The 26,265-nt window shown below is 65.7% G+C and carries 23 protein-coding genes and 1 tRNA gene; 7 read left to right on the top strand and 17 right to left on the bottom strand.

The window, feature by feature from the left end; translation table 11 throughout:
• Positions 1 to 340: 340 nt before the first annotated feature.
• On the top strand, positions 341 to 919 hold the full coding sequence (locus tag D0Y85_RS07755) for a GNAT family protein (protein WP_117310065.1): 579 nt from the start codon (positions 341 to 343) through the stop codon (positions 917 to 919).
• A 98-nt stretch (positions 920 to 1,017) separates the two neighbouring features.
• Complete coding sequence (locus D0Y85_RS07750; RefSeq protein ID WP_117310064.1) at positions 1,018 to 2,514, top strand: S10 family peptidase; 1,497 nt, start codon at positions 1,018 to 1,020, stop codon at positions 2,512 to 2,514.
• 273 nt (positions 2,515 to 2,787) lie between these two features.
• Here the strand turns inward: D0Y85_RS07750 and D0Y85_RS07745 are convergent, their stop codons facing one another.
• On the bottom strand, positions 2,788 to 3,909 hold the full coding sequence (locus D0Y85_RS07745; protein ID WP_049464876.1) for an inorganic phosphate transporter: 1,122 nt from the start codon (positions 3,907 to 3,909) through the stop codon (positions 2,788 to 2,790).
• A gap of 13 nt (positions 3,910 to 3,922) precedes the next feature.
• A complete protein-coding gene (locus tag D0Y85_RS07740) occupies positions 3,923 to 4,549 on the bottom strand; it encodes a DUF47 family protein (protein ID WP_025878890.1) in 627 nt (208 codons plus the stop codon).
• 292 nt (positions 4,550 to 4,841) lie between these two features.
• Between D0Y85_RS07740 and D0Y85_RS07735 the strand changes: the two genes are divergently transcribed.
• Positions 4,842 to 6,146, top strand: coding sequence for a hemolysin family protein (locus D0Y85_RS07735; protein WP_032952108.1), 1,305 nt, complete (start codon positions 4,842 to 4,844; stop codon positions 6,144 to 6,146).
• Positions 6,130 to 6,783, top strand: a complete 654-nt coding sequence (locus D0Y85_RS07730) for an exopolysaccharide biosynthesis protein (protein WP_117310063.1) — start codon at positions 6,130 to 6,132, stop codon at positions 6,781 to 6,783. The genes D0Y85_RS07735 and D0Y85_RS07730 overlap by 17 nt, the downstream gene beginning before the upstream one ends.
• A 90-nt stretch (positions 6,784 to 6,873) precedes the next feature.
• On the opposite strand, the gene D0Y85_RS07725 is transcribed toward D0Y85_RS07730, so the two are convergent.
• The 4 genes from D0Y85_RS07725 to D0Y85_RS07710 all read right to left on the bottom strand — a co-directional run bounded on the left by D0Y85_RS07725 (position 6,874) and on the right by D0Y85_RS07710 (position 10,066).
• Positions 6,874 to 7,371, bottom strand: a complete 498-nt coding sequence (locus tag D0Y85_RS07725) for a pyridoxamine 5'-phosphate oxidase family protein (protein WP_025878887.1) — start codon at positions 7,369 to 7,371, stop codon at positions 6,874 to 6,876.
• A 67-nt stretch (positions 7,372 to 7,438) separates the two neighbouring features.
• The gene (locus tag D0Y85_RS07720) at positions 7,439 to 8,434 is read right to left on the bottom strand and encodes an LLM class flavin-dependent oxidoreductase (protein WP_117310062.1); all 996 of its coding nucleotides are present in this window, start codon (positions 8,432 to 8,434) and stop codon (positions 7,439 to 7,441) included.
• A gap of 122 nt (positions 8,435 to 8,556) precedes the next feature.
• Positions 8,557 to 9,324: a sulfurtransferase gene (locus D0Y85_RS07715; RefSeq protein ID WP_117310061.1), complete on the bottom strand. Its 768-nt coding sequence runs from the start codon at positions 9,322 to 9,324 to the stop codon at positions 8,557 to 8,559.
• A 376-nt stretch (positions 9,325 to 9,700) separates the two neighbouring features.
• Positions 9,701 to 10,066 (bottom strand): DUF6164 family protein, encoded by a 366-nt coding sequence (locus D0Y85_RS07710; RefSeq protein ID WP_117310060.1) that lies wholly within the window; start codon positions 10,064 to 10,066, stop codon positions 9,701 to 9,703.
• 69 nt (positions 10,067 to 10,135) lie between these two features.
• On the opposite strand from D0Y85_RS07710, the gene D0Y85_RS07705 reads away from it, so the two are divergent.
• Both D0Y85_RS07705 and D0Y85_RS07700 read left to right on the top strand, forming a co-directional pair.
• Positions 10,136 to 10,570 (top strand): FKBP-type peptidyl-prolyl cis-trans isomerase, encoded by a 435-nt coding sequence (locus D0Y85_RS07705; protein WP_117310059.1) that lies wholly within the window; start codon positions 10,136 to 10,138, stop codon positions 10,568 to 10,570.
• A complete protein-coding gene (locus D0Y85_RS07700; protein ID WP_117310058.1) occupies positions 10,557 to 11,804 on the top strand; it encodes a TIGR03862 family flavoprotein in 1,248 nt (415 codons plus the stop codon). Before D0Y85_RS07705 ends, D0Y85_RS07700 begins: the two co-directional genes overlap by 14 nt.
• 25 nt (positions 11,805 to 11,829) lie before the next feature.
• Here D0Y85_RS07700 and D0Y85_RS07695 read toward each other — a convergent pair whose 3' ends face one another.
• The 5 genes from D0Y85_RS07695 to D0Y85_RS07675 all read right to left on the bottom strand — a co-directional run bounded on the left by D0Y85_RS07695 (position 11,830) and on the right by D0Y85_RS07675 (position 16,913).
• Complete coding sequence (locus tag D0Y85_RS07695; protein WP_117310057.1) at positions 11,830 to 12,291, bottom strand: GNAT family N-acetyltransferase; 462 nt, start codon at positions 12,289 to 12,291, stop codon at positions 11,830 to 11,832.
• A gap of 62 nt (positions 12,292 to 12,353) precedes the next feature.
• On the bottom strand, positions 12,354 to 13,976 hold the full coding sequence (locus D0Y85_RS07690; RefSeq protein WP_025878880.1) for an FMN-binding glutamate synthase family protein: 1,623 nt from the start codon (positions 13,974 to 13,976) through the stop codon (positions 12,354 to 12,356).
• 44 nt (positions 13,977 to 14,020) lie between these two features.
• Positions 14,021 to 15,307 (bottom strand): nucleotide sugar dehydrogenase, encoded by a 1,287-nt coding sequence (locus D0Y85_RS07685; protein ID WP_117311881.1) that lies wholly within the window; start codon positions 15,305 to 15,307, stop codon positions 14,021 to 14,023.
• 111 nt (positions 15,308 to 15,418) lie between these two features.
• Positions 15,419 to 15,871: a BLUF domain-containing protein gene (locus D0Y85_RS07680; protein ID WP_240329367.1), complete on the bottom strand. Its 453-nt coding sequence runs from the start codon at positions 15,869 to 15,871 to the stop codon at positions 15,419 to 15,421.
• A gap of 58 nt (positions 15,872 to 15,929) precedes the next feature.
• Positions 15,930 to 16,913: a TraB/GumN family protein gene (locus D0Y85_RS07675; RefSeq protein WP_162887628.1), complete on the bottom strand. Its 984-nt coding sequence runs from the start codon at positions 16,911 to 16,913 to the stop codon at positions 15,930 to 15,932.
• A 154-nt stretch (positions 16,914 to 17,067) separates the two neighbouring features.
• Between D0Y85_RS07675 and D0Y85_RS07670 the strand changes: the two genes are divergently transcribed.
• A tRNA-Leu gene (locus D0Y85_RS07670) sits at positions 17,068 to 17,154 on the top strand.
• A 77-nt stretch (positions 17,155 to 17,231) separates the two neighbouring features.
• Here the strand turns inward: D0Y85_RS07670 and D0Y85_RS07665 are convergent.
• From D0Y85_RS07665 to D0Y85_RS07640, 6 genes are all read right to left on the bottom strand, one after another.
• On the bottom strand, positions 17,232 to 17,741 hold the full coding sequence (locus D0Y85_RS07665) for a hypothetical protein (protein WP_117310055.1): 510 nt from the start codon (positions 17,739 to 17,741) through the stop codon (positions 17,232 to 17,234).
• Between the two features lie 41 nt (positions 17,742 to 17,782).
• Positions 17,783 to 18,478 carry a phosphoribosyltransferase gene (locus D0Y85_RS07660; RefSeq protein WP_162887627.1) on the bottom strand — a complete coding sequence of 232 codons (696 nt, stop codon included), beginning with the start codon at positions 18,476 to 18,478 and terminating at the stop codon, positions 17,783 to 17,785.
• Between the two features lie 19 nt (positions 18,479 to 18,497).
• Positions 18,498 to 19,406 (bottom strand): DNA-processing protein DprA, encoded by a 909-nt coding sequence (locus D0Y85_RS07655; RefSeq protein WP_117310053.1) that lies wholly within the window; start codon positions 19,404 to 19,406, stop codon positions 18,498 to 18,500.
• A 332-nt stretch (positions 19,407 to 19,738) separates the two neighbouring features.
• The gene (locus tag D0Y85_RS07650) at positions 19,739 to 20,671 is read right to left on the bottom strand and encodes an SOS response-associated peptidase family protein (RefSeq protein ID WP_117310052.1); all 933 of its coding nucleotides are present in this window, start codon (positions 20,669 to 20,671) and stop codon (positions 19,739 to 19,741) included.
• Positions 20,672 to 20,719: 48 nt separating this feature from the next.
• A complete protein-coding gene (locus D0Y85_RS07645) occupies positions 20,720 to 21,466 on the bottom strand; it encodes a hypothetical protein (protein WP_162887626.1) in 747 nt (248 codons plus the stop codon).
• 298 nt (positions 21,467 to 21,764) lie between these two features.
• Positions 21,765 to 26,264 (bottom strand): hypothetical protein, encoded by a 4,500-nt coding sequence (locus D0Y85_RS07640; protein ID WP_162887625.1) that lies wholly within the window; start codon positions 26,262 to 26,264, stop codon positions 21,765 to 21,767.
• Position 26,265: the final 1 nt, after the last annotated feature.

Below are 26,265 nucleotides of genomic sequence, written 5' to 3'. Positions count from 1 at the left end.
CGTGGCGACGGCCCCAACCTCGCCGTGCGGGCATTGTTCACTCGGCGCGGGCGATCTGGCTTCGCTGGAAGTCTGATTCCGGTGCGTCATTGCACGGGCCGTGGCGACGGCCCTCAACCTCGCCGTGCGGGCATTGTTCACTCGGCGCGGGCGATCTGGCTTCGCTGGAAGTCTGATTCCCGAACCGGTGGTAGTGCCGGCCGCTGGCCGGCTGCTTTTCTTGAACCACCGGGATACCTGGGTTGCCGGCCAGCGGCCGGCACTACCAGGCCGATGGATCGGCCGCCATCGGCAAACCCTGCGGGTCCATAATGCGCGTTCATCCGCGTGGACGACCCCATTGCCCGCCAACTCACTGCTGTTCCCCGGGCTGCCGCTGCACAGCGCGCGCCTGGTGCTGAGCCCCATTCGCCGCGATGACGCCGCGGCCCTGTTCGCCCTGCAGTCCGACCCGGACGTGATGCACTGGTGGAACCACCCGGCGTGGACGCGTCCGGCCGAAGCACGTGCGCAGATCGACGACGACCTGGCTGCACAGGCCACCGGCACGCAGTTGAAGCTGGCCCTGCGCGAATCGGTGGACGGCCAGCTGCTGGGCATCTGCGTGGTGTTTGCGCTGGATTGGGACGCGGCGCGCGCGGAAATCGGCTATCTGCTGGCACCTGGCAGGCAGGGCCACGGCTACATGCATGAAGCGCTGCAGCAGGTGCTGGCCTATCTGTTCAACACCCTGCAACTGCACCGGGTAGAAGCGGAGATCGATCCACGCAACCACGCCTCGGCACACGTGCTCGAACGCCTGGGCTTCCACCGCGAAGGCCTGCTGCGGCAGCGCTGGCGTATCCAGGGTGAACTGGCCGACTCGGCCGTGTATGGGCTGCTGGCCGACGACGCGGTGCGCTCAGCCACCGTCGCTTGACCGGATCAGGCCACAACGCCGGCCCATGCCTTTGGACACATACGGTGCGCGGCACCCCGCCCTAGCATCGGGGTCCCTTCCGCTGCCGTTCCGGTGCCATGAAGTTCCTGCTGCACTCTGCCGCGCTCTGCGTCGGCCTGCTGATCGCCCCTGCCTGCGTGCTGGCCGCGCCTGCTGCTGACGGCGCCTCCGAAACGAAAGAAGAAAAGACCGAAGCCGCGCCCCTGCCGGCCGATGCGTCGGCTCGCCAGAGCATGCGCCTGGCTGGGCGCACCCTCGACTACACCGCCACCGTCGGCACCCTGCCGGTACGCGATGCGAAGGGCAAGGTGATCGCCGATGTGGTGTTCACCGCCTACACGATGCCGGGCAAGGACCGGCCGGTGACCTTCGCTCTCAATGGCGGCCCCGGCGCATCTTCTGTGTACCTCAACCTGGGCGCCATCGGCCCGAAGGTGGTGACCTTCGGTTCGGAAGGCGACAGCGCATCGGCGCCGGCGAAGCTGCACGACAATCCCGGCACCTGGCTGGACTTCACCGACCTGGTGTTCATCGATCCGGTCGGAACCGGCTTCAGCCGTGCCCGCATCGGCGATGAGGAGGCGAAGAAGCAGCTGTATACGCCCAGTGCCGATGTCGAGTACCTCTCGCGCACGATCTACGACTGGCTGCTGCGCAACCAGCGCATGGCCTCGCGCAAGTACCTGACCGGCGAGAGCTATGGCGGCTATCGCGGCCCGCGCATCACCCACTTCCTGCAGACGCGGCTGGGCGTGGCGATGAACGGCCTGGTGCTGGTGTCGCCTTACCTGAGCCCGACCCTGGAAGACAACGCCGATGTCTCGCCGATGGCGTGGATGCAGACCCTGCCGTCGATCGCTGCCGCGCACCTGGAGCGCCAGGGCAAGCTGACCGACGCGGCGATGCGCGAGGTGGTCGAGTACACCCGCGGCGACTACGCCACCGCGTTGATGAAGGGCCGCAGCGATCCGCAGGCGACCGAGGCGATGCTGCGCCGGGTGACCGAGCTCACCGGGCTGGACCCGCAGTTCGTGCGCCGCGCCGGCGGTCGCCTGGAAACCCAGGCCTACCTGCGCGAGGTGTTCCGCGACAAGGGCACGCTGGGCAGCCGCTACGATTCCAACGTCACTGCGTTCGATCCGTTCCCGAACGATCCGGAGCAGCGCGCCAACGATCCGCTGCTGGACAGCATCATCGCCCCGACCACCACCGCGATGGTCGACTTCGTTACCCGCGAGGTCGGCTGGAAGGTGGATGCGCGCTACCAGGCGCTGAACTACGACGTGAACCGTCTGTGGGATCGCAATGGCGATCTGCGCGAGGGCGCGGTGACCCAGCTGCGCCAGGCCGTGGCGATCGACCCGCACCTGCAGGTGCTGATCGTGCATGGCTGGAATGACCTGTCCTGCCCGTTCATGGGCTCGATCCTGACGGTGGACCAGATGCCGACGATGGGCAGCAACCCGGACCGCGTGCAGGTGCGCAGTTATCCGGGCGGGCACATGTTCTACAGCCGGGCTGACAGCCAGGCGGCGTTCCGCAGGGATGTGCAGGCGTTGTTCCAGCGCAATTGAGGGATTGTCGGCCGGGCCTGCGGCCCGGCACCCGCAGAATCGACGGCAAAGGCAACGACAACGGCAACGTCAAAAGCGGGCTTTCCGTGGGTTGGCGGGGTGGGCCCGGTTGCTGTTGGTGGGTGTCGACTTCCTGCTGCTGTTGGTAGGTGTCGACCTTGGTCGACACTGTAGATCCACGCCATGCGTGGATAACGGAAACCGGATGCTTCATCAAATGAAAAAGCCCGCCGGAATCCGGCGGGCTTTTTGTTTCCAGCGTTGGCGTGGAACTCAGGTCCAGCCGAGCAGCTCGAACAGCTTCAGGATCAGGTAGGCGCAGCCGCCTGCCGCCGGGATGGTCAGGATCCAGGCCCAGACGATGCGTTCGATCACGCCCAGGCGCAGCGAACGCGGGTTCTTGGCGAAGCCTACGCCCATGATCGCGGTGGAGATGCTGTGGGTGGTCGATACCGGCATGCCGAAGTGCGCCGCCAGGGTCAGCACGGTGGCCGAGCTGGTTTCCGCGGCGAAGCCGTGGATCGGGTGCAGCTTGACCATCTTGTGGCCCAGGGTCTTGATGATCTTCCAGCCGCCCGAGGCGGTACCGGCGGCCATCACCACCGCACAGGTCAGCACGATCCACATGGCGATGCCGTCGCCGGCGTGCGCGTCCGGATGCATGAAGGCCAGCCACGACGGCAGGTCGTTCAACGCGCCGGTCGCTTCGGCACCGATCAGGGTCATCGCGATGATGCCCATGGTCTTCTGCGCATCGTTGTGGCCATGGGCAAAGCCCATGTAGGCCGCCGAAGCGATCTGTGCCTTGCCGAAGAACGCATTGACGATGCGCGGACGTGCCAGCCGGCCGATCGCGCCGCCGATCCTGGCCAGGCCTGCGATCAGCGCCCACAACAGCACCATCACGGCGATGCCAAGCAGGAAGCCGGCGATCGGCGAGGTGATCATCGGCACGAACACCTTCCACAGCAGGCCCTTGTTCTGCGCCCAGCTGCCAAGCCGTTCGGACCAGATCAGCGCGTCCCAGTTGTTGTGGGCTGCAGCCAGGCCGGCGCCGCACAGGCCACCGATCAACGCGTGCGAGGACGAGGACGGCAGGCCCTTCCACCAGGTGATCAGGTTCCAGATGATGCCGCCGAGCAGCGCGCACAGGATCACCTGCGGGGTCACGTCGACCACGTTGGTGTTGAGCAGGCCCGACGCGATGGTCAGTGCGACCGCGGTGCCGGTCAGGGCACCGATGAGGTTCATGAAGGCGGCAAGCATCACCGCCCAACCGGGCGACAGTACTTTGGTTGCCACCACGGTAGCGATGGAGTTGGCGGTATCGTGGAAGCCGTTGATGAACTCGAAGACGAGCGCGGCCAGGATCACCACCAGGACTAGGGTGAGCATCGGTACCGGCCCGTCAGCTGTTCTTCAACACGATCTGGTACGCCACCACACCGGCCTCGCGGCAGCGGTCGATGGCCTTCTCCAGGATCTCGAAGAATTCCTTGAGCAGGAACATCTGCAGGTTGTCCAGGCGACCGGAGTAGATGTCGCGGTACAGCTCGAGCATCAGGCGGTCGGCCTCGTTTTCCAGCGAGCGCAGGCGCTCGTTGAGCGCGGTCATCCGGTCCAGGTTCATGTGGCGCAGGTCGGCGACCATCTCCACCACCACGCCAGCGGCCTGCTCCAGCATCGCCGCGCGCGGCGCGAAGTCGATGTGTTCCAGGTGGGTGGTGGCCAGCGAATAGCGATCGGCGAACTTCTCGATCTGCTTGGGAATCTTGTACAGGGCCGAGCCCAGCGCTTCGATGTCTTCGCGCTCGATCGGGGTCATGAAGCTGTCCACCAGCGCCTGGCTGATCTTGTCCGAAGCCGCGCGTTCGCGCAGACGGGCCAGCTTGAAGGCATCCAGGGCGGGCTGGCGATCAGCGTCGCGCAGCATCGAATGCAGTGCCTTGGCGGCGTCGGAAGCCGCGACGGCAGCCTCATCGAGCAGGGTGTAGAACTGTTTGCCGGAACCGAAAATGGTCTGCAGAGAGAACATTGAGAAACCTGTCAGCCGTCGCGGGAAGGACGGCACCAGGGCGAATTATGACGGCTAGATGACCATCACGGGTATCCCTGCCCCTTTCCGGGGGTCGGGACGCCCAAAACTGAACAGGCATTTGCCACCCAGCCACGGCCCTTTGCTAAGATGCCAGCGCGCCTTCGGGCGCACCTTATGGACGACGACCCTTATCCCCCAGCGCCGCGCCGGACCCCGTTCCTGAGCGCCTGCCGCCATCGCAAGCACCCGCCCTCCCTGCCACCAACCGGGGACGATGCCCGTGTTTGAAATGATCCTGATTGTTTTCGCGCTTGTTCTGCTGAACGGCTTCTTTGCCATGTCCGAGATGTCGGTCATGACCTCGCGCAAGAGCCGGCTGAAGCAGCTGGCCGGCACCTCCAAGCGCGCGGCCAAGGCCCTGGAGCTGTCGGAGAAGCCGGAAGCCTTCCTGTCCACCGTCCAGATCGGCATCACCGTGATCGGCGTGCTGACCGGTTTCCTCGGCGGCGAGGCACTGGGTGAAGCCATCGGCGGCTGGATCCAGGGGCTGATGCCGGGCTTCGCCTACGCCGGCGGCATCGGCAAGGCCCTTGCGGTCACCTTCATCACCTTCATCACGCTGATCTTCGGCGAACTGGTGCCCAAGCGCCTGGCCCTGACCCGCTCGGAGGACATCGCCGGCCTGGTGGCGCTGCCGATGAGCTGGCTGGCCAAGCTGGCCTTCCCCTTCGTCTGGCTGCTGTCCAAGACCACCCAGCTGGTGCTGCGCCTGTTCGGCCTGGGCAAGGACGAGGTCGCGTCGGTGACCGAAGAGGAGATCCGCATGCTGGTGGCCGAGAGCCACGAGGCCGGCGTGATCGACAGCCACGAGCGCGACATGATGAACCGCGTGATGCGCTTGGGCGACCGTACCGCCGACAGCCTGATGACCCCGCGCAACCGGATCGCCTGGCTGGATACGCTGGGTGGCTTGGACAAGAATCTGGAGATCATGGCCGAGCACGAGTTCTCGCGGTATCCGGTGTACCGCGACAACGACATGGACGTGGTCGGCGTGCTTGAGCTGAAATCGCTGGCCACGCGGATGGCACGCGGCGACAACGCGCTGTTCCAGACGTTGCGCGAACCGCTTTATGTATCCGAATCCACCCATGCGATGAAGCTGCTGGAGATCTTCCGCGAAGAACAGCAGTCGATGGCGCTGGTGGTGGACGAGTACGGCGAGATCCAGGGCCTGGTGACCATCAGCGATTTGATGGGCGCGGTGGTCGGCCGCCTGCAGGCAACGGAAAATGCCGACGAGGACGCGCTGGTGGTGACCCGTGAGGACGGCTCGCTGCTGGTGGACGGCTCACTGCCGATCGAGGACCTGCGCGAGCTGATCGGCAGTAACGACCTGCCCGACGCCGAGGATGGCGATTACTACACCCTGGCCGGCATGTGCATCCACTTCTTCGGCCGCATCCCGCACGCGGGCGAGTACTTCGACTGGGCCGGCTGGCGCTTCGAGGTGGTCGATCTGGACGGTGCGCGCGTGGACAAGCTGCTGCTTCGCACTCTGTCCGACGAGCAGGCCGATGAGCTCACCGCCTGACGCCGGCCCCGGCGCTGCACCGCCGGAATACCGCAACGAGGGCATCCGCACCCTGCTGGCGATGTTCGCCTTCGGTGACCCGGCCCAGCACATGAAGCTGGGGCAGATCCTGCAGGATCTGCAGCAGAGTGCATTTGGTGTATTCCTGTTCGTCGCCATCCTGCCGGCCTTCATCCCCATCCCCGGGCTGGGGGGTGCCGTCAGCGGTCCGCTGGTGATCCTGATCGGCCTGCAGATGCTGTTCTGCATGCGCAGGCCCTGGCTGCCCGGCTTCATTGCCCGTCGCGGGCCGAAGCGCGGCACCATGCACCGGTTCCTGGATCGCATCGATGGTGCCCTGCGCCGTCTCGACCGCATGCTCAAGCCGCGCATGCCGCAACTGCTGACACCGCCCCCCGCCCACGCCTTCAGCGGTCTGCTGCTGGTGCTGCTGGGCCTGATGCTGTCGTTGCCGATTCCGTTCACCAACTATCTTTTCGGCTTCCAGTTGCTGCTGTTCGCGCTGGCCCTGCTGGAACGCGACGGCGCGCTGATGTTGTTCAACTGGGTGGCTGCGCTGGTGGCGATCGCCTTCTTCGGCTTCAGTTCCGGGCAGCTGGTGGGCTACACCGTCGACCTGTTCCAGCGCTGGTTCTGAGCGCCTGCCGCTGCGCTCGCCGGGCATGGCCCGGCGCTACCCCTGAGCCCCGCCCGGTAGCGCCGGGCCATGCCCGGCGGGTTGCTGCAATCAACGCAGATCGATGAATCCGTTGTCGCCCAACCGTGCCGGCTCATCCTGCACCGCCGACAACACGAAACTCAACGCCGAGCCGAGCAGCGTGCCCGGTCCGTCCCAGTACTCGGCGGTCTCTGCACGCACGTGGATCAAGCGCAGGCTTGGGTCATCCGGGCCGCCCGGGAAGAACAGCTTCATCGCCGGCGACCACAGCTCTTCGACCTTCGCGCGGTCATCGATGATCCGTGCCACGCCAGCTACCGACACATACGTGTTCTTTGAGGGCGAGGCATAGGCCACGTTGACCCGCGGGTCGAGCGCGATCTCGGCCACCTTCGGGCTGTCGGCCGCAGTGGCGAACCACAGGTCGCCATCGAAGGCGACCTGCTGGGTGCCGAGCGGACGGCTGTAGAGGCGCCCATCGACACCACGGGTGGTGAACATCGCCACCTCCACGTCCTTGATCAGTTCAGCCAGCTGGGCAATGTGCTCGGTACGCGATTCGTCCATGGGGGACTCCGGAAGTGGGAGTCCCCATCAGACGCGTCCGCACCGCAAATTGCCGTGACGCAATTGTTCAGCCCGCGTGGCGGGCATGCCAGGCGTGCATTGCCAGCTCGAACGAGCGAAGGCGCGCGCGATGGTCGTACAGGTTGGCAGTGAGCATCAGTTCGTCGGGCTGATGGCGCTCGACAAACGCCGCAATGCCTTCGGCGACCTGCTGCGGATCACCCAGCACGGTGCACGCCAGCGCCCGCTCCACGCCCAGCTTCTCGTGGGGTTCCCAGAACGCTTCGATGTCATCGATCGGCGCCGGAATCTTGCCCGGACGGCCGCGACGCAGGTTGACGAAGCTCTGCTGCTGGCTGGTGAACAATCGCCGCGATTCGGCCTCGCTGTCACTGGCCACCACGTTCAACGCCAGCATCGCGTGCGGCTGCTTGAGCGTGGCCGAAGGGCGGAATTCGCGGCGATACACCGCCAGCGCTTCATCCATGGAATCGGGGGCGAAGTGCGAGGCGAAGGCGTACGGCAGGCCCATCGAGGCGGCCATGCGTGCCCCGAACAGGCTGGAACCGAGGATCCAGGTCGGCACCCGCAGGCCGCCGCCGGGTACGGCCTGCACGGCCTGGCCGGGCTGCACCGGTTCGAAGTAATGCAGCAGTTCGCGCACGTCCTGCGGAAACTGGTCGGCGCTGTCGAAATAGCGGCGCAGGGCGCGGGCGGTCGGCTGGTCGGTACCCGGCGCGCGGCCCAGGCCCAGGTCGATGCGATCGGGGTACAGCGAGGCCAGCGTGCCGAACTGCTCGGCCACCTGCAGCGGTGCATGGTTGGGCAGCATGATGCCGCCGGCGCCGACGCGGATGCGTTGGGTGCCACCGGCCACATGGCCGATCAGCACCGCCGTGGCGGCACTGGCGATGCCAGGCATGTTGTGGTGTTCGGCCAGCCAGTAGCGGCGGTAGCCCAGCGCATCGGCATGCTGGGCGAGCTCAAGCATGTTGGCAAAGGCGGCAGTGGTATCGCTGCCCTCGCAGACCGGGGCCAGGTCGAGAATCGACAACGGGATCATCAGGCGGTTTTCCGTCACAGGATCCCCGTTTGATGGGGTCGCCCTGCCCCCACGGCCAGTGCCGGTGGCGAGACGCTGATTCCTGCCTGGCCGGTTCAGGCCCGCAGGCCAATGTGGAAGCGTCAGAACGCGCTGGGGCGTGGCTCGGGCAACGGCTCATCCACCAACGGCTTCAGTTCGGCATCCAGCGCCACCCGTTCGTCGAACACGAAACAACGACCTTCGTAGCCCTCACCGCCGACTTCCTCGAAGTAACCGAGGATGCCGCCATCGAGCTGCAGCACGTTGTCCATGCCGTCGTTGAGCATCCACAGCGCCGCCTTCTCGCAGCGGATGCCACCGGTGCAGAAACTGACCACGGTGCTGTCCTTCAGCGCTTCACGATGGGGCGCCAGCGCCTCGGGCAGATCGGTGAACTTGTGGATGGGCAATACCAGCGCATCCTTGAAGGTGCCGTACTCGATCTCCTGCAGGTTGCGCGTATCGAGCATCACCACGCGCTTGCCAGCATCATCATGCCCCTGCCGCAGCCAACGCTGGACGGTGGCAGGATCGATGGCCGGCGCGCGCGGGTAGTCCAGCGGCTGGCCATCGTCACGACGGAAGCTGATGATCTCGTCCTTGACCTTGGCCTTCAGCCGCGCGAACGGCTGGTGCTCGCTGAAGCTGGTCTTGACCCGCATCTCGGTAAAGCGCGCATCAGCACGCAGTTCCGCGTAGAAGCCATCGATCGCGGACGGTGCACCCGCCAGGAACAGGTTCAGCCCCTCGCCCGCCACCAGGATCGTCCCCTGCAGGCCGGACGCCTCGGCACGCGCCTGCAGCTGGTCGCACAGGGCCTGCGGAGCGTCGATGACGGCGAAATGATAGGCAGCGGTATTGGCGATCATCCCGCCATTTTAGCGCCTGACCGCCCCCGTATCAGCCTCCACCGTTCATCCACGCATGGCGTGGATCTACCACAGTGTCGACCAGGGTCGACATCTACCGACAGCACCCGGAACGCGTCCGGGGCGGGGCGGTGTGGGCAGGCGGGGGCGCAGAGCGCCATGGGCCCGGGGCATGCGCCGGGCGGGTTGGGCAGGACGCCCAACCCCGGTCTTGCCGTGCGCGCAGGACAGCGCACACGAGCAAGGCGCTCTACGAGGCACGCAGGAGCAGCTTTTGCCGTCCCCCGCCTGCCCACACCGCCCCGCCCACGACGGAACGCCCGCTGTTGCTGTTGCCGTTGCCTCTGCGGGTGCCGGGTGCAACCCGGCCGACCCCCTACCCCCGCAGCAGCATGAACGGCAGCAGCACCAGTGCCGCCGCCACCGCCATGCCCAGCAGTACCAGCACCACGAACACAGGGCGGCGGCGCAACAGGCTGCCAAAGGTCTCGGCAGTGCCGTCGCGCAGGGCCTGTTCGCGCTCGGCACGGACCCGCGCGCCGCGGGCCGCCTGGTAGTCGGCCATCAGCGCCTTGGCACGCGGCTGGTCGGCATCCTCGCGCAGCCACAGGCCACCATTGGAGATGCCCCACGGACTGGGTTCGGTGCGGTACCAGGCGATGCCGTGCTGGTCCAGCAGCGTGCAGACATCGGCATATTCGTCGTTGCCGACATTGCGCAGATTGAGCAGGAGTTTTGCCATGCCACCATGATACCCGGCGCCGATGCGCTAACCTTGCCGCCCTCGACTCATCGCCCCTGGAGACGCCTGATGCGCCGCCTGCTGCTTCCCCTGCTGCTGTCCCTCGCCGCCGTCGGTTGCTCCTCGAAACCGTCCGGCCCGCCGCCGGGAGGCACCATTGCCACGTTCGAGCGCATCGACACCCAGCCGGGCAGCGGTGCCGAGGCCGTGCCGGGCCAGAAGGTCAGCGTGCATTACACCGGCTGGATCTACGACGAGCGCGCCGACAACAAGCACGGCAAGACCTTCGACAGTTCGGTCGAGCGCAGCGAGCCGTTCACCTTCACGCTGGGCGCGGGCCAGGTCATCCGCGGTTGGGACGAAGGCGTCGCCGGCATGAAGGTCGGCGGCAAGCGCACGCTGATGATTCCGCCGGAATTCGGCTATGGCGACCGCCAGGTCGGCCCGATTCCGGCAGGTTCGTCGCTGGTGTTCGACGTCGAGCTGCTCAATGTCCAACAGTGACGTCCGCCCGCCGCACCGCATCGCCGTCATCGGCGGCGGCCCGGCAGGGTTGTTTGCCGCCGAGCGTCTGCGCGCGGCAGGCCTGGATGTCGATCTGTACGAGGCCAAGGGCTCGCCGGGCCGCAAATTCCTGATCGCCGGCAAGGGTGGGCTCAACCTCACCCATTCCGACCCGCGCCCACTGTTCGACAGCCGCTACCGCGAGCAGGCCACCCGCGTCGGCTGCTGGCTGGATGGTTTCGACGCGCAGGCGCTGCGCGACTGGGCCGCTGGCTTCGGTGTGGAAACCTACGTCGGCAGTTCCGGCCGGGTGTTCCCGGTCGACCGCAAGGCGGCACCGTTGCTGCGCGGCTGGGTCCGCCGGCTGAAGGAACAGGGCGTGCGCCTGCACGTCAACCATCGCTGGCTGGGCTGGAGCGACGACGGCGCACTGCGTTTTGCCACCGACAACGGCGAACTGGAGGTGCGTGCCGATGCGACCGTACTGGCACTGGGCGGCGGAAGCTGGCCGCAGCTGGGCAGTGACGGTGCTTGGGTTCCGGCGTTGCAGGCCCGCGCCGTGGACATCGCGCCGCTGCAATCGGCCAACTGCGGATTCGACGTTGCATGGACGCCGTTCTTCGCGCAACGCCATGCGGGCGCACCCCTGAAGCCGGTCGTCGCACATTGGCATGGCCTCGACGGTGAGCCCCGCGCCCTGCAAGGGGAGTGCGTGGCCAGCGAGTACGGTATCGAAGGCAGCCTGATCTACGCCCTGTCGGCCGATCTGCGCGAAACCCTCAACCGCGACGGCCACGCCACACTGTGGCTGGACTTGGTTCCGGGCCGCGACGAGGCACGGCTGCTGGCCGACCTTTCGCAGCCGCGCAAGGGGCGAAGCTTCGGCGAGCACCTGCGTCGCCAGGCTGGACTGGACCCAGTGAAGACCGCACTGGTGTTCGAAACACTGGGCAAGGATGCCGGCAACGATCTGGCCGCGGTGATCGCCACGTTGAAGCGCCTGCCACTGCGCCTGCTGCGCCCGCGGCCGATGGCCGAGGTGATCAGCACGGCCGGCGGCGTGCGCCTGGACGCGCTGGACGAGGGCCTGATGCTGCGTGCCTTGCCCGGCGTGTTCTGCGCCGGAGAGATGCTGGACTGGGAAGCACCGACCGGTGGCTACCTGTTGACGGCGTGCTATGCCAGCGGACTGCGTGCGGCAGAGGGCGTGACCGCGTGGTTGGCCACGCGTTGATCAACGCGCGATAGCGCCGGAAATTTCACCCCGGCCGGCGCATCTTCACCGACGCCAATGCCACGCCACTGGGATGCGGATACAGTTCCTCGCGCTCGGCGACGAAGCCCTGCCGCTGGTAGAACGGCACGGCGTTGAGCGAGGCCGACAGCACCACCTCCCGCGTCGGGTCGGCCAGGGCCAGCAACCGCTGCATCAGCGCCTGGCCGATACCCTGCCCGCCCCGATCCGGATCGACGAACAGCGCATCGATCTCGTTGCCCTCGGCATCGAGCACACCGAACCCCAGCACATTGCCCCGATCATCCTCGGCCACGACGCAGCCGCCCTGCCCCAGCAGCCGCGAATACTGCACCGGCGGCGGCGATGCCGACCAGGGTGCAATCACCTCCGGCGGATAGTGGCTGCTGCACAGCTCACGTACGCAGCGCGTTCGCAGGGCCCACAGTGTGCTCACATCATCGTCGGTACCCGTCCTGAACTGCATGCAGCCTCCTTGTATGAATGGTTTTCGTGCAATCGAGCCTGGGCTCGGTCCTGCAACGCGGGTCACCGCGACTTGCTGGCCCGCAGCGCCTGGATCTTCGGTGGCGGCTGGAACGAATCGCTGCGTGCGTCCGCCCAGAACGAATGGAACACCGCGTGGTCGGGCACCTTGTGCAGCAGCTCGCCCGGTTCCAGGTAACGATACAACGAGGCCAGCGAACGGATCTCGACCGGCGACACCCGGCGCAGGATGTGTTCCGGGCCGAGCTCGGCCGGATCGTTCAAGCCCGCCGCGCACAGCAACTCCTTCAGCGCGTGCAGGGTGTGCTCGTGGAAGCTGTACACGCGCGTGGCCTTGTCCGGTGCATCCAGATGCTTCCAGCGTGCCGGATCCTGGGTCGCGATGCCGGTCGGGCACTTGTCGGTATGGCAGCTGAGCGACTGGATGCAGCCCAGCGCGAACATGAAACCGCGCCCGGCATTGCACCAGTCGGCGCCCATCGCAATGGTGCGGGCGATATCGAACGCGCTGGTGATCTTGCCGGCAGCGCCGATCCGGATGTGCTCGCGCAGGTCCAGGCCGACCAGGGTGTTGTGCACCAGCAGCAACGCTTCGTGCATCGGCACCCCGACGTGATCGACGAATTCGGCCGGTGCCGCGCCGGTACCGCCTTCGGCGCCATCGACGACGATGAAGTCAGGCAGCAGGCCGGTCTCGTGCATCGCCTTGGCAATGCCGAACCATTCCCACGGGTGGCCGATGGCCAGCTTGAAACCAACCGGCTTGCCACCGGACAGTTCACGCAGGCGGGCGACGAACTGCAGCAGTTCAACCGGCGTGGAGAAGGCCGAATGGCGCGATGGCGACACGCAGTCCACGCCCATCGGCACGCCACGCGTCACCGAGATCTCGGCGGTCACCTTCGGCGCCGGCAGCACCCCGCCATGCCCGGGCTTGGCGCCCTGCGACAGCTTGATCTCGATCATCTTCACCTGATCGTGGTTGGCATTGGCAACGAAGCGTTCCTCGCTGAAGCCGCCCTTCTCGTCACGGCACCCGAAGTAGCCCGAGCCGATCTCCCAGACCAGGTCACCGCCCATCTCCCGGTGATACGGCGAAATCGAGCCTTCGCCGGTATCGTGGTAGAAGCCACCCAGGCGTGCGCCTTCGTTCAATGCGCGGATCGCATTGGCCGACAGCGAACCGAAACTCATCGCCGAGATGTTGAACACGCTGGCCGAATAGGGCTTGGCACAGTTCGGACCGATCAGCACGCGGAAATCGTGCTTGGCGATGGTGGTCGGCGCCAGCGAATGGTTGATCCATTCGTAGTCCACCGCATACGTGCTGCGCAGGGTACCGAAGGGCACCGTGTCCATCTGGTTCTTCGCACGCTGGTAGATCAGTGCGCGCTGCTGCCGGGAGAACGGCACATCCTCCAGATCGCTCTGCACGAAGTACTGGCGGATCTCCGGGCCGATCGATTCCAGGCCATAACGGAAGTGCGCCATCACCGGATAGTTGCGGCGCAGGGTGCTGCGCTTCTGCAGCAGGTCCCAGGTCCCCAGTGCCACCATCGCAGCGGTGATGCCGACCCCCCAGTACCAGGCCGGCCAGATCGTGGCCAGCCACAGGCAGATCGGAAACATCAGGATGGCGAGCAGGTAGACGATATACCGGTGCATGGCGTTCCTCGGTTGCAACTGCCCCGAGTCTACCGCGCAAGCATCTACAGGCGATCGTCGACCACGCTGCGCGGCCAGGCGGACTTCACGTCATACACCAGCCCACCGGGCGCCAACAGGCTGCGGATATGGGCATCGTCCATCGCCTTGAAGCTCTCATGCGCCACCGCCAGCACCACCGCGTCGTAGCTGCCGGGCACCGGCTCGGCCAGCCAGTTCACGCCCTCGTCCGCCATGGCAGCCGGCCCCACCCACGGATCGCTGACGTCCACCTGCGCGCCGCTGCCGGCCAGCCGCTGGGCCAGTTCCAGCGCGCGGCTGTTGCGCAGGTCCGGGCAGTCCTCCTTGAAGGTCACGCCCAGCACCAGGATGCGCGAGTGCGCCGGCACGCGACCACGTTCGGCGAGCATCGCCAGCACGCGTTTGGCCACATGTTCGCCCACCCGGTTGTTGACCTGCCGGGCGGTGTGGATGAGGTCGGGGTGGTAGCCCATGCTTTCGGACTTGTGCAGCAGGTAGTACGGGTCCACGCCGATGCAGTGGCCTCCCACCAGCCCCGGCCGGAACGGCAGGAAGTTCCATTTGCTGCCTGCGGCGTCGAGCACATCCTGGGTGTCGATGCCGAGGCGATCGAAGATCAGGGCCAACTCGTTGACCAGCGCGATGTTGACGTCGCGCTGGATGTTCTCCACCACCTTGGCCGCTTCGGCGACCCGCATCGACGGCACCGGGAACGTGCCGGCGGTGATGATCCGCTGGTACAGGCCATCGACCACCGCAGCCACGTCCGGCGTTGAGCCGGAGGTGATCTTGCGGATGTCGGCCAGGCGACGCTGGCGGTCACCCGGGCTGACCCGCTCGGGACTGTAGCCGCAGTAGAAATCCTCGTTGAAGCGCAGGCCCGAGCCCTGTTCCAGCAGCGGCACGCAGACTTCTTCGGTGGTACCCGGGTAGACGGTGGATTCGTAGATCACCAGATCACCGGCGCACAGATGGCTGGCGATCAGTCGCGTCGCCGAGCGCAGCGGCTCCAGATCAGGCTGCTCGTAGGCATCGATCGGCGTAGGCACGGTGACGATGTAGACGTTGCAGGCGTCGAGCTGCGCCGGATCGCCGCTGTAGCGCAGCAGCGACGCGCTGGCCAGTTCGTCCGGCTCCATTTCCAGCGTGTGGTCCTGCCCGCCGGCCAGTTCGGCGATGCGCGCAGCGTCGATGTCGTACCCCAGGGTAGGCAGCTGGCGGCCGAACGCCACTGCCAACGGCAGCCCGACATATCCCAGGCCGATGATGGCCGGGGACGGGCTCTGTGCTGCGCCGATCGGCGCACTCATGCGCGGCATCCAACAGGCGGCAACGGTGTCCACTGGGTCATGCGAGGGTCCGGGTGCAGGCAAACGTGCCGACAAGGTTAACCGCGGCAGCGGCGCCAGACCACGCCCGGATCAGGATCCGAGGCTGACGGCAGCCGGCTCGAGTTCGCCGTGCCGCCCCGTCCAGGCCCGCAACAGCAGGCAGAAGCCATGCTCCGGGGGCGACTGCCCCAGGCTGAAACCATGCCACGGGGCCGCCACGATGCTGCCCAGCGTCGCCGTATCCACGTGTCGGTTGGCCATCGTCCAGCGCGGGAACCAGCGGCTCGGGATCGGGCCTGCGGCAAGCTGGATGATGCTGCCGTGGCGACGCGCGTTGCCGATCCGCGCGTGCACCGAAGCCAGCCCATCCCGTGGGCCTTCGATGTACTGCAGGAAACGGCTGCCATCGAACATCAGTGCCCCGGTCACCCCGGCCATGCGGTTGAACGCGGTCGCATCGGCCAGCAATGCATCGAGCTCGGGCACGTCCAGTCCCTCCCTGGCCGTGCTGACATAGGCGTACGCATGCAACGGCATGTCCATCACTCCCCTCCTGAGTGCAGAGGAATATGACAGGAAGCACGAGGACTTCAAGCGTTGGCTATTCCGGCGGCGACTCCACCTGATAGCCGCGCTGCATCAGCGCATCCAGGTAGCCTTCGCCCAGCAGCAGGCTGACCGGCACCGTGGCAAAGGTGCCTGGGTGACGGGCCAGCGCCGCATCCACGCCCTGCAGCCAGCGCGCGCGCACCTGCTGCGGCATATCGCTCCAGCCGCGGCGGCGCACGAAGGCCGAATCCTGCAGCAGTTCGCGGCAGGCCTGGGCCATCGACGAGCCCGACAGCCGGCGCAGTGCCGCGACATCTCCGAGCGCCCAGGCATTGGCACGCTCGCGCAGCACCGGCGCCTGGAATTCCACGGTGTCGAGCGTGCGTTCGAAGCACGCACGGTCATCGACTTCGGTGGCCTGCAGCTCCTTCAAGGTGCCACGGATGTCGTCGACCTTCAGCTTGACCTGCACGTCTTCCGGTTTCAGGTCGTGCGCCTTGTACGCGCGCCCGAGTGCTTCCCTGACCTGCTTGCCATCGCGCAGGCCGTTGCGCTTGAGGAAAGCCTGGTACAAGCGGCCGGAAGCCACCAGCGGACGGTCCTTTTCCACGCCACGGTCATTGCCCAGATAGGTCTGTTTCAGGCCGAGCCAGCGCGCGTGCGTTGCCGGCGGCAGGATCTGGTCAAGCGTGCGCCCCTGCGGATCGCGCGCGGTCTTCAACGCCAGTGGCAGCAGGGTCAGGCCCTTGAACACACCGATCTTCGCATCGAGGGCGAAACCCGGATCGCCCAGCACATGGTCGACGCTGGCAATGGTCCGCTCCACTTCGTCGGAGCGCCATTGCACACCGCTCGGCAACGGCGAGACCGTGCCCAGGATCCACAGCACATGCCCCTGTGGAGCGGTGACCTTCCAGAGACCGGGGCCGGGTTGTTCGCCGGTCACCTGCACCGTCGCCATGTCCACCACCGCGCCGGTGGGCGCAGGCACCTGCTGCGCGGCGGCCGGGCCGATCGCCAGCATCAGCCCCAGCACGGCACTGCATCCGGCCCATCGCCTGCCACGTGCACGCATATCGCCATTCCCGGGAACGTTGGCGGACTGTACCCAGCGCCGCGCCCGGTTGCGTAAAAGCCGCGTTAGCCGGCGGCGATGGCGGCGATTCCGTTACAATCGGCGCGCGCTGCAGGCCCGGATGGCGAAACTGGTAGACGCATCGGACTTAAAATCCGCCGACCGCAAGGTCATGCCGGTTCGATTCCGGCTCCGGGCACCAACGGTTTCGGGCGATTTCTTGCAGCCCCAAGCGCTCCGCAATTTTCGACGCGCTCCGCAAAATCGAGTTTGCCGTGATCACACCCCACGCCGTAGATCCCGCAGCGCTGCCCTTACCCGCGTCTTCTGCGGGTCCTTCGCCCTGGGCTTCTTTGCCGCCGGCGGGCGGATTGGCGCCAGCGCTTCCTTGACCCGCTCCAGCTCCTTCGCCCCCGCCTCGGCCAGACGCCGGGCCTGCTGCAGCTGTTCGGGTGTCGGCGGCAGGCGAGGCAGCGGCGGTAGGGGTTCCCTCGGGGAGTCGTCCACCATCCGAGCCACAGCGGCTCGCAGCCGCATCTCTGGGTAGAGCCTGGCCGCGCACCACCGCTCGGCGTAGCGCTTGCCCTGGTCGACGCTCGCCGCCCATACATCCTTGGTCTGCCACATCTTCCGGGCATCGAGGTGCACGCGCACCCCGCGCTCCTTCGCCGGCGAAACCTGGGCGATCTGTCGGCCACTCCACCACAGCACCCAGGTGTCCCTCAGCTGGACCCAGCCGGAGGGTGGCGGTGCGGTGCGGAAACCTTGATAGCCGTGCATGGGAAGCATGGCCGGAAGGATACGGCCGGCGGTCTCACAGGACGCGATTCCTAAAGGGCGAGATCTGAACGATTCCGACTCATCCTAAAGGAAAGGGACGACGGTTCAGCTCTACCCGCCAACCTGAATGTTGCCCAGAATCTTCGCCAACTCTTCTTCGGTGAGCGGCGGGAATTCGGGGCAGGCCGGATTGTCTTCGCCAAGAAGATCCCGACAACTTCCGCAACGTTCGGCAACCCAACCAGCAGGCTCTTTGCGGCTGCAAAGGATGCCCCCATCGTGATCACGTCATCCACCACGACAATGGTCCGTGCTACAGGGGGAGGAATCAGACTGTGATCAACCGTCAGGGTTTCGCAGAGTTCGGCAGGCGTTAACCGCGACCCTGAGTGCTGCGAATCGCGCGCTTCTGTCTGAATCAACAGTTGACGGATATCGACATTGGGCACACCCAACGCCATTCTAGTCAGAACCTTCAACATTCGATCGTCGTATTCGGCATGACCAACAGGCTTGGAGCCCGGCATCGGCACAAAGGTATGCGATCCGACGGTCTGCCGAACGTTGATTGCTTTGGCTAGCGTGCTACCCCAGTACTCAATCGCCTGCCTCTTGTAGTAGAGCTGACCGTCACTGACAGTTGGCTTCTTCTTCAAATTCAGGATTCGTTGATTGGTGTCGCTGGCCGCGTAGCCGCCTTCACTGGTGTACTCACCGTAGTGCCAACAACGATCGGCAGTCGCCAAGTGCGTGTGGTATCGGGGCTCAAGAATCTGTAGGCGCATTTTTACCCAGAGCTTCCATGATCTCGGTTACGTTGCGAACGCGAATTGCACCCTGCGCCTCGTATTTCTTAGGCCAGCTCAAGTCGTCGCGGCGGAAACAGCTGTCGAGAATGAACAGCTTTCTGCCCTGAGCCAAGGCTGCCCTCGCTTGCACGAGCGTGCCAGACGTATTCCCAGCCTCCACGATGATCGTCGCCTCTGTCAGCGCTGACATCGTTACGTTCCTGGCGGGGAAGAACAGACTATTGGCCTTGTAGTGCTGCTGCTTGTAACGCAAGAAAGGCACTTGCGAGATCACGAGGTGATCCTTGGCCAAATTCTCTTGTAGAGCGGCGTTTTCACGGGGGTAGTAGTCGAAAAGAGGGGTCCCGATCACCGCGATTGTTCGGCCACCAGCCTCCAGTGCGCCTGCGTGCGCCGCAGAGTCGATACCACGCGCCAACCCAGACACCACCGTGTATCCGTGCCTCACCAAGGCCTGGGCGATGCGTCGGGCATTGGCGGCCCCTTCGGGCGACGGATTGCGAGTTCCGACGACGGCAACGCTACGCGTGTCGACAAGCTCCCAATCTCCCCTGTAGTACAGGAGCTCTATCGGATGGTCAGCCTCTCGCAACTTCGCGGGGTACTCGCCGGCGCCGTGAACGCGAACTCCGACCTCTTTGAGCCGCTCCACTCCAACTTCTTCGAGCAGACGCCTCCAGGTATCACGAACCTCGAGCTTCGAAACAAGCTCAGACGGCACTCGTCCAGGATTACTGGCGAACAGGTGCGCAATATTCTTGAACCAAGCCCCTTGTCCCAGCCACAGCGACTCGTAAGCAGCCATCTCGCGACGGAGCTCAATCGGTGGAGCTGAAAACAGTGAAAAGTCAGAGACTTGGTTCATCTCGGGCTGCTGTGAGCATTCTACTAGCATAGATTCCTCACCCAAACGTCCAGTGTGCAGGGGGAACGGCCGACCAATCCGGCCGACCTACTATGTTAACGCTTCTGCGTCGTCGCCACCTGAAAGGCGTGCGATCTGCCGAAGGTTGCCATAGCTCCATATGCCACGATTGCCTTGTATCGGCAAGTCATCCTACGTGAAGGTGCCGGCGCGGCGCTGCTCAGGCGCCTCCGGGTCGAGCGGCCTGGGGCCCCGGATCCGGCACAGTAATACTGCCCGCAGCCGCTGACCGGCGCCATCGGGCAACCACCCACTGACGCTCAGGGTTCTCCCTACGCGGCCAGCCGGTGCTCGTAGAACGGGTGCCGCTTGTCGTCAAAGATCCGGTACAGCGCCGCCAGGTCGGCAGGATCAGGGTTCAGCCAGGCGTCGACGTGCTCAGGCTTGATGTTGATGATCGTCCGGTCGTGGCCGGCGGCGGCCACCTCGGGTTCCGGGTCGTCGGTGATCGCGGCGAACGACAGTAGATCCGGCTCCTTGCCGGCCGGGTCCACCCAATGCGACCACAGGCAGGCCACCAGCATCGGCTCGCGCGTGCGCGGGGTGAACTGCACCACCTGGTTCTTGCCGTCCGGCCCCTCCACGTTCTCGTAGAAGGTATCGACCACCATCAAGCCGTGGGTGTGGCCGAAGGCCGGCGCCCAGAACTTCTCCAGGCTGTCTCGGCGGGCGTTGTAGGTGCCGGGGAAACGCTGGTCGTAGTTGGCCGGCTTGCCGGCCAGTCGGCACTGATAGCGCATCGGCTTGATCGTCAGCTTGCCGCCGTCGGAGACAATCACCGGGGCGTAGACCCCGGGGAATATCCGGCTGTCCCGGTCCTTGCCCTCGGCGCGCTTGAGGTCGGCCAGCTTGCCCATGGCGCGCTCGATCTTGTTGCCGGCGATCCGCACGTCCTCCCGGGCCTTCTTCGTCTCCTTGGCCTGCAGCGATCGCTCCGCATCGGCCAGGCGCTTGCGGTTGGCGAAAAGCTCCTGCTCCAGGATGGCGGCCTCGGCCAGGTTCCACTGCTGGATCTCCGCCCACACGGCCCGCTCTGCCGCGCTGGTGCCGGCTCGGAACGCGTCATCCATCGCCTTCGGGGTCTTGGGCCGCTTCTTGCCCGGGTCGTGGGCGTAGAGCGCGGCGAACTCCTGAAGCGACACGGTGGCGCCGGTCATGCGGACCAGCTTCTGGTAGGCGGCTTCGATCTGGGCGGAATAGCACATGGCGGCAATCTGGCCGCAGCCCGTGTTTAGCCAGCGTGAGGCCGAGCCTCAGTGACCGGTCACATCGATGAGGACGAAGTGCCCGGACGCGCTGAACTGCGTCACGTTGTCGGCTTGGGGGATGAGGGCCGCAGCTCCGGCGTAGTAGAACCGCCCCGCGCTTCCGGAGCCGGTTCCGTTCCCTTGCGGCCCCGCGAGCCGGAAGCCGACATTTCGCTCGATTCTCTGGCACGAACGCGACGAGATCACCCCGTAGCGCCGCCCGGTCGGAACCTGCACATAGGCGCCCCCGGCCGCATCAAACGGTGACGTGGTCACGCCCACGATGCGCAGCGGCTTCGCCCAGGAGGCAAACGCCAGCTCCCCGGTGTGCTCGCGGTAGACCTCGATGCCAGTCTTGCCGGGCGTCCCCGTCACCACCGAGTCATACACCCACACCGTGCCAAACACCGTGGTGGCGCCGGTGTAGGCCGTCACGCGCCAGTTGTTACCACCCAGGTTCGTCAGCACCACGCTTAGCCCGAAGTTGGTGTTCGGCCCTGTGACTGCAACGACGGGGCTCTTGGCCTGAAAGTCCCTGGTGACGTATCGGGTCACGACGACGCCGGACACCTCGTGCGCGACAGCACCAGGCTCGTTGATATCGAATTTGTGCCGCAAGTGGAAGTTGAGCAGATCGCTGCGAACCTGCACCGTCCCCTGTGGGGTGTATGCCTCAAAGCCTGCCGGCATATCAGTGAACTCCGTAGAAAACAGTGGCTGGAACCAGCGTAAAAACGGGCTGTCCGTTGCCATCCACATCCGTGCCCCAGTACACCCTGCCGTCGGAGTACCACACGGTTGGCGTGCGGCCAGGCTGTGCCGGCGGCGGCACCACGTAGAAAAAGAAGTCCCCAGGCGGCAGAGGCCCAACCCATGCAGAGTTTCCGTGCACTGCATCGGTCTGGACTGTGCCAAGGAAGATGCCCAGGCGCGTTGTGTAATCAATCTCCAGCGAACCATCTGGATTGAACGTCTGAATGCCTGCTGGCATTGAAGCTGCTCCTGTCCCAGTAGAGATGGGCAGGCAGGAGGGAGCCCCTCCCGCCTGTTGTCACGGCCAGTAACCCATGCGCGTAGCAAGCTGCCCATTTGGGTAGTAGGTACGCCAGTTACCGTCGCTGTACTCCGTGCGCTGGCCACCCGAAGGAGACGAGACGCGGAACACATCGGCCAGCACATCGAACGAGCTGGTCTCTCCGGTTGCTGCCAGGGCGATGCCTGCGATCTTCTTGTCCGCCCGCACGTCCACACCCCAGCGGGCGCTGGCTTCGTTGCCGCCCGGTGACCACGTGGGCGGCTGGGTTGCACCCTCAGCCACTTCGGACAACATCGGCCGCATGATCCAGAAAAAGGGGTCTGCCTGCCCCATTCCCTGGATGCGCAGCCGCACCGCCATCGACACGGTTCCCGATGGCGCCTTGGCGATGCCGAACCCACGCGGGAAGGTTGAGATAGGCCCGCTGGTCAAGCCTGCAGGTTCCATGTCCGGCGTGCCGACGCTGCCGATGATCTGCCCCAATCCGTTGAGAAACTCGGCATAGAACAGCACCCGGCAACGGTGCGAGTTGACCACCGCTGAGATGCAGTACGTCTTTCCCGCCTCTGCCGGCAAGGTATCCCCAGCGGTGGCAAAAGCGTTCGAACCATTTGCCCACGTCCCTGGCCGCATCGCCGACAGCGCGCTGGTCATACCCTGCGGGATGTAGTTCGCATTGCCGGAAGTGTTTCCGAAGTTGCCAAACCCCTCCGGTGCCAGCCATGCCCACGGCGTCGCCGCCCAGTTCGGGAACGTGGAATTGGACAGGAGGTTGCCGCCTGAACCCTGGTTGCGGACCTGGACTTCCATGGTCGCCACCACCGTAGCGTCAGCCTTTTCACCGAGACCCGCCTGCACCCCTTGGATCGCGATTGCATTGGCGTTGATCTTCCCGTCGTGCTGCTGCACGGCCGCCTGCATCTGATTGAAGGCACTGGCGTTGACATCGCCCACTTGCGTTTTCAGGTTGGTCAAGTCGGTAGCAGTGGCGTCCAGCTTCGAACCCTGCTGGGTAACCGTAGTGCTCAGTCCGCTGATCGCCGAGGCATTGCTGGTGATGGCCAGTTCTTGCGATATGTCGTAGAACTCCACCCGGTCCACCAACACGACAGCGTCCGCCGTTCCCTGGCGGACCACCCACAGCTGCGACATGACGTCCGTCCGGTCATCGCCGATGGGGTGCTCGAACACATACCGCGTCCACGATGTGGTCAGATCCGGCGAGGTCTGGTCGTTGTTGCCCTCGCCCGCAAGGGAGCGCATACGGCAGCGAGCGGTGACCCGCGCAGAACCCGACACCAGCTTGGCGACCACTACCGTGCGCATCCTGCGTCCGGGCTTGCCCGTTGCGATTGGAGACCAGCGATTCCCATTTGCGAGGATGGTCGGGCTCGTCGTGGTCGCTGCCTTGTTCTCAATCTGCACCGCTGCGCCTTGCTGGCCGCCGGTAGCTACCCACGTGATCTGCCCATTGGTTGCGCTCGCTCCCAGTACGGCCCACGGGGCAATGCCACCGTCGAACATGGGGTTTGCGTTCAAGTTCTCGCCACGGTTGAAGCTGCTGGTGATGCTGGATTGCAGGTCAGTCAGCTGGTCCGCCTGCGCGGTGATCTTCCCTTCGGCCTGGCTCACACGTCCGGTCAACCCGGTGATCGCCGTGGCGTTCGCCTGCACGTCCGTCTTTACGGCGTCCACCTCGGTAACGTCCGTGATGGTGATGTCATCCAGTCGGATGCGGCAGCCTGGTACGCGAACCGCCGTGCCGGTCCCGCCCTGCATGCTGATGAACAGGCGGGCCTGCGCCTTGTCCGCCGCCGTCGTGATGTACCCGGTGATACGCGTCCATGCCGTCTTCGACAACGTGCGCACCGGCGTATTGACGGTGGGCCAGCTGTTGCCCGAGCCACCTGCGCCGGCTTGCGACGACTGAACGCCGATGCGCAGCATGCTCGTGTTGTCGGCAGGGATATCCATGCTGCTGGCGTGCAGGGCCGCATATGCCTCCACGTACAGCCGGCGCACGCCGTTCACTGGCTGGAACTGCTGGACCGGGTAGCAGTCCGCGTTGAGGTCCGGCCGGGTGTCCTCGACCACATTGATATCGAGGCCGCGACTGCCGTTGCGCCTTCCCTGCGCGTTGGCGGTGAAGGTCGTGCCGTACCCCGCGCCGAGTGACTGGCCTTCCGGGAACTGCTCGAACGAGCCCGACGGGAACAGACTGCTGGTTCCCGCAAGGGAGGTCGTCATCTCCGCCTGCAGCTTGGTTACCGAAGTGCCCAAGGTTTCCACCTTCCCTTCCACGGTGGTGGCGCGCGTTGTCAGCTGCTGCACCGCCTGAGCGTTGGCAGCGGTCAAGGTGGACACGTCGGTTACGTCACTGCGCAGGCCGGTGATCAATGCAGACTGCGAATCGACCCGGTTACCCAACTCACTGACCGTTGCGGTGAGGCCGGACACCGCCGAGGCCGTGGCGGTGATCGTGCCCTGCAGCTGTGCGCCGCTAGGCATCCAATTGGTTGCAACGGATCCCTGCTGGAACATCACGTTGTCGATCTCGATCCAAACGCTCTGCGACGCTGGCGCCGTCAACCGGCCAACATAGATCCGAGCGCGGTCAGCAGTCGCTACGCTGGTGCGCGCGGGCAGCACGAGACGCTGCCATGTGCCGTCCATCAGCGTAGGCGGTAATGTGGTTGTGGCCACGATGCCGTTCTGTGCGTTGCGCCACTGCACGATGATCTGCGCAGTGCAGCCGGCGCTACCACGCACATAGCTGGACAGGACGTAGTCAGTGTTCGAACGGATGCGCGGCAGGTTCGATCCGCCCCCGCTGTCGACGTTGTTGAGGCCGATCCACTGATTGGCGGCGCCGGTGGTTGCCTCCAGACGTACAGCGCGACCGCCTCCGGACAGCGGCGAGGCAACGTATCCCACCGTGACCGTCGGTGCCGCCGTCTCGACGTTCCAGGCCGTCGGCACCGTGATGGCGCTGGGACTTTCCTCAAAACTGCTGTTCGGCAAGAGGTTGTCCCCACCGATGTTCTGGAGCGACACATTCAGGCTGGTGATCGACTGCGCCAGCGCGTTGGTGGTCGTCGCGGTTGCCTCCTGCAGCGCCGTCACCGATGCCGCGGTGGCCAGTGATCCAGCCCCGGCCGGCATCCGCGCTTCCATGGTGCTGATGCGCTGCACCTGGGCCGAGTCGGCAGCCACGCGGGCGCGCAGCTCCTCGTAGGCAAGGCCGGCGGTAAGCTGGGCCGGATCCGTCCCGGTGTAGTTCCCGCGCATCTGCACCGCCAGGGTGTTGCGCTGCGTGGCCTCGGCGGCGTCTGCGGTGATACGGGCTTGGGTTTCCTCCTGCACCAAAGCCACCGACGCGCCAGGCTGCGGACGCCCCACAGCGACGTAGTCGACCAGGAAATAGTTGGCCACCGTCTGCGCGGTTCCCAGCTGCAGGCGGATCGCGTCGACCGTTGCCGGCCACCAGGCAATGTCCTGCACGTCCACCGTGGCCACGCCGTTCACGTCCCACGCCGGTTCCGGGATGGCTGCGCGCTTCTGGGTGTTCCATGCCTGGTCGGTTGCGGTGATCCACTGCAGGAAGCCGCCCCACGTCGGCGTGCCTACGCGCTTCACGCGCAGCTTGACGAAGCGATACGCGCTGCCGTCAATCGCCAACGCAACCGGCGACTGAATCCACGGCGCGGTAGCGTGGTTGGCCGGCCGCAGCCAGCCATCCACGAGGGTCGGGGCACCGTTGCCAGTCCACCCTTCGGTGGTTTGATTGAACGGCCACAGCTTGATGCTGTCGAACTGCGTCCCGCTGCCGGCCGCAACCTCCGAAACCGCGCGCGCCAGCGATTCATCGGCGCTCTGCCGCAGCTGCTCCTCCCGGGTGATCGCCGCTTCGCGGGCCAGCTTTTCATTGAGGATGGCGTCAATCCGCGCCTGCGCCTCTGCACTGACCGCCTGCAGGGCCTCGGTCACACCCTGCTGCCGCAGCAGCGCCTCGGCCACCAGGTCCCGTGCAGCTTGTGCCAGGCCCTCGGCACGCGCCGCTGCCTCATCCGCAATCGCCTGGATGCGCGCATTGATTTCCGCTGCCAGCTTGGCCTGCTGCTCTGCAAGGTCGGCCGAAGTGGTCGGCGGGGTGACACCCACCACGGTCCCCGAACCGGTCTTGCCGCGCACAGTCGGCGTGATCTGGAACCACCACGTGTTCCCGCTGCCGTCGCTGTAGACGTAGCGGGTTTCGGTGGTGCGGTGGATCTCGGTCCACGGGCCGTTCTCGTTTTCGCTCCGCGAGATGACGTAGATCACCCCCTCCAGGTCGACGGCATCCCATTCCAGGACAACACCGTCAGCGACCGGGGTGGGGGTAACGCCGTTGGCCGGCGGCACGTCCGACGCCTTGAAGGCCACCGGAAACCAGGTCGAAAAGCGCGGCGCCACCGGAGACACGGACGGCAGCGCGCCCACGCCGATTTCCACCAGCGTGAGTTTCCTTGCTTGCATT

The sequence above is a fragment of the Stenotrophomonas sp. G4 genome, from assembly GCF_003428825.1.
In the GTDB taxonomy this organism is placed as follows: Bacteria; Pseudomonadota; Gammaproteobacteria; order Xanthomonadales; family Xanthomonadaceae; genus Stenotrophomonas; species Stenotrophomonas indicatrix.
This window is presented reverse-complemented; position numbering and strand designations above follow the sequence as displayed.